Here is a 259-nt window from a genome sequence, read left to right as displayed (position 1 = left end):
GCCGTTCAACGGCGTGCGCTTCAACGACTTCGGTGCGACCCGCGTGGAGGGCAACCCAGAAGGCATCAGCAGCGTGGTCACAGGCTACGACCACACCCCGCAGGGCAGCAGTAGCGGCGGCGGCTTCGCGCCGGCTTTCGGCATCAATGTCGAGCTGATACCCGACACGTTCTTCTACGTCACCTACACCCAAGGCCTGCGCCTGCCTTCACTGTTCGAGACCAGCCAGGGCACCCAGCAAGTCACCCCCGGCAAAAGC

General features: G+C 64.5%; 1 protein-coding gene. It reads left to right on the top strand.

Translation table 11 applies throughout. The features are described 5' to 3' along the window. Positions 1-259 (top strand): TonB-dependent receptor domain-containing protein (locus tag SB765_RS31120; protein WP_410932690.1); only part of this gene is annotated, 259 nt, incomplete at both ends.

Origin of the sequence: Pseudomonas sp. SIMBA_067 (genome assembly GCF_046534675.1) — a bacterium.
GTDB classification, from domain to species: domain Bacteria; phylum Pseudomonadota; class Gammaproteobacteria; order Pseudomonadales; family Pseudomonadaceae; genus Aquipseudomonas; species Aquipseudomonas putida.
This window is presented reverse-complemented; position numbering and strand designations above follow the sequence as displayed.